We start from the raw sequence: 3,264 nt of genomic DNA, 5'->3' as shown, positions 1-3,264 counted from the left end.
AAAAAAACAAAATAGAACTTTAGAAACGGTTATGAGCATATTGAATCAATTATTATATTAATATATAAAAATGGTTTTCTTTCCCTTCTAGCTGGATATATAACTTATGTGTACAAAAAATTCCAAATTTTAGAAAGGGAGATGAATTCAAATGGCTGAACGTTACAAGACTGGAGAGAAAGCACCTAAAAACGGTACGTACAAATTTGATGGGTTAGTAGACGGTGGAAATGAGAGCGACATCACAGAAGATGAAAAACACGTGAAACTGGAAAGTGGCGAAACTTTCCCACCGCTTCGCTCTAAAAAAGAAGCTGCTTATTGGAAAGCTTCAAATAACTAAAACACATGTGAAGCCCTGACCTCTTAAGGAGGACAGGGCTTCTTTATTTTGAAATAACTTGTTCAGATATACACATAATCCGTCTATTTGCTTGAGTCCCTCTCCTGAATACGTTTGTACATGAAACCTACGGGAGGATGAACACATATAATCAATAAAAATGATTGGAGGCAAATAATTCTATTTAAAAGTCTTCCTTTTGTTCTGTTAACTGGACTAATCTTCTTTATGGTGGCTGCTCTGAATCACAGTCTGCAGAAAAAGATGAAAATATGAATGAAGACAAGAAAATCACAAGACCCCTTTATCATAACCCCAAAGCATTACTGGAACCGATGGATAACACAACAAAAAGATAGGGAATAACCGAAAAATTTCAGGAACTTCCGGATGTATGGAGATTCCTTTTATCATATTCGCAGTATTTGTCCTATTTTGATGAGTAAAACTACAAAGCTTGTGGGTAGAAACGACATCGTTTTCCTTCCTGTATATGGTAAACTCACTTTGCTATTACTAGATTACGAGGAGGAAAACGATGAAATTTCAACCCGTTCCCATGCTGACATCTCTTCTGCTTATGACCGGAATCATGACCACTGCCCTACCTGGTGCCTCTTATGCCGAAACGACTTCTGACCGATTGAAAGAAGCTGTCGAACTCCCTGATCAGCTGAAACCTCTGCCGAAAAACACCGAGAAGACAGTCGAGCTTAAGGAAAAATTTGATAAAATGAGCGAGCGGGAAAAAAGTGAAGAAGGCAAATTCAAAGCCTCCTCATTTGACAGCGAAATCTTCTATGAATATGAGCCAAATGACTCGATGGAATTAGCTGATTGGGTTCCGTATGGAAGCTATGGTATGGGGTACTTCGATAGTTTTGAAGATCTTGATTTCTATCAGATGGATCTCCCTTCTAGAGGAGATATTGAAATCACAACTGTCTCCAACGAATACGCTGACTCTACTATTCCAATCGCATTAGTGGTTACTCCTGATTGGGAAATCCTAGACATCATAGAGACAGAAGGCTACATAGATGGAGGACTTAAATTTATTTTCGAGACGATTGAAGGGGTTACTCCTGGTCCCCATTATATCGTGTTGGTGAACGGTACCGATGATTACGATGCAGCTGAGCCTTATCTATTTGATGTTCAATATACCTATGAAGAGCCTCCTATCTCTTTTCCGGATGTTGTTGGCACGTGGGCAGAACCTTATGTTGACTATATGGTAGAACAAAACTTGATGAATGGTTATCCTGATGGAACGTTTGGGACAAATAACCGGATAACAAGGTCCGAGGCAGCCGCCGTTATCGCAAGAGAGCTTGGTCTTTATCCGGAAATAGCAGAATTCAAAGATGTACCACGCACTCACTGGGCATCTGAATATATCGGAGCGATGGAAAGTGCCGGAATTTTATCCGGATATAGTGATGGAACCTTCCGACCAAATGCCTCCCTCAGCCGTGAAGAAATGGCTGCGCTTGTGGTCAAATCCTACTTCCTTGAAGGCAGAAGCGATGTAAAATTCTCTGATGTGAACAAATCGCGCTGGTCCTATCCTTATATTCAAAATTTGGTGGCGAATGAGATCGTCAATGGTTACCCGGATGGAACGTTCAGACCGACGTCTAGTATTAAGCGGAGTGAATTTGCCGCTATGATGGCAAGATTGCTAAGTGATGAATATTAAAAGCGGAAGAGCTCGGCCTTTAAAGGCTGAGCTCTCGTTTTTTAATAAGTAAATACGTCTCTGGACTTAGTTCAATCTTATACCTGAGGTCGTTCTCCATCCCCTCCATCGAGACTATAATGAGGATAGAGAATTAAGGGAGCGATGATGATGAAAAAATTGATCCAGTTGGCCGGTGTGAGTGCAGCTGCTGTCCTGCTATTAGCCGGATGCCAATTCGTTCAGGCCGGTGATACCGAAAGTGAAAATGAAACCGTCGATCGTGATGCTGCTGAATCCTTATCTGTAGACATTGATTTAGGAGTTGGAGAATTGGATATCTCCCCTGGATCAAAGAACTGGCTGGATGGACAGTTTCAATACAATCATTCCAAACTAAAACCGGTTGTTTCTTATAAGCTGAAAGGCACCCAGGGGGATTTAGACCTCAGTCAAAAGCAGAAAAAGTTCAACATCGGTTTTAGTAAAGAGAATGAGACGAAATGGGACCTCCAGTTGAATAAAGAAGTCCCGACAGAATTGAGTGTCGAAACAGGGGTGTCCGATTCTCATCTGGACCTTAGAGGAATGAACCTGGAAGATCTTGATGTGGATACAGGGGTTGGAGACGTTACCCTTGATTTATCGGGAGATTGGAACGAAAGCTTGAACGTAAAGATTGATTCAGGTGTCGGAAACACGACGATTTATATTCCTAAAGAGGTCGGCGTCAAGATAAGAGCTGACAAAGGTGTTGGGGACATCCATGTCGAGGATTTGATTGTAAAAGGTGATCGTACGTATGTGAACAAAGCTTATGAAGATGGTGCAGATGTCGTCATGGATATTGATGCTGATCTTGGTGTTGGTGATATTGAAATAGTTTCTAAGTAATGAGAATTAATAAGACGCTTACCCAACTATGGATAAGCGTCTTAACTTTTTATTTCAGCAATACAAAATACGGCTCTTCATTCAACAACGTGCAGGATTGTGGAAGACCTGATTTCGAGATACTTCTGGTCCGTTGCATTAAAAGAGTCAGGAATGGCTGGGAAACACCTCTCATTCCTGTGGGGGAACTGGCAAGCCTCCTCGGTCGTTTTACTCCCTGTGAGGTCTCTGCGGAAGTCTTTTAATAGTTTCCATACAGTGTTTCATTTCCATTGAGGTGTTTCCGTTCTCCCAACAACTTCAAGGAGATCCGGGAAATTGCGAGACTCCTATGGGATGAACATGA

At 41.5% G+C, this 3,264-nt stretch carries 3 protein-coding genes; all 3 read left to right on the top strand.

Going from position 1 to position 3,264, the window contains the following annotated elements; all coding sequences use genetic code 11:
• Positions 1-151 precede the first annotated feature (151 nt).
• The 3 genes from LD39_RS11580 (at position 152) to LD39_RS11570 (ending at position 2,918) form a co-directional block, all read left to right on the top strand.
• A complete protein-coding gene (locus LD39_RS11580) occupies positions 152-343 on the top strand; it encodes a YjzC family protein (protein WP_035546520.1) in 192 nt (63 codons plus the stop codon).
• Between the two features lie 538 nt (positions 344-881).
• Entirely contained in the window at positions 882-2,045 is a 1,164-nt protein-coding gene (locus LD39_RS11575) for an S-layer homology domain-containing protein (RefSeq protein WP_035546517.1), read from the top strand.
• A 150-nt stretch (positions 2,046-2,195) separates the two neighbouring features.
• Positions 2,196-2,918: a toast rack family protein gene (locus tag LD39_RS11570; RefSeq protein WP_035546516.1), complete on the top strand. Its 723-nt coding sequence runs from the start codon at positions 2,196-2,198 to the stop codon at positions 2,916-2,918.
• The last annotated feature ends 346 nt before the right edge of the window (positions 2,919-3,264 follow it).

The organism is Halobacillus sp. BBL2006 (assembly GCF_000786645.1).
GTDB lineage: Bacteria > Bacillota > Bacilli > Bacillales > Halobacillaceae > Halobacillus.
Note: the sequence above shows the minus strand (reverse complement) of the source record. Positions and strands in the feature narration are given on the sequence as shown.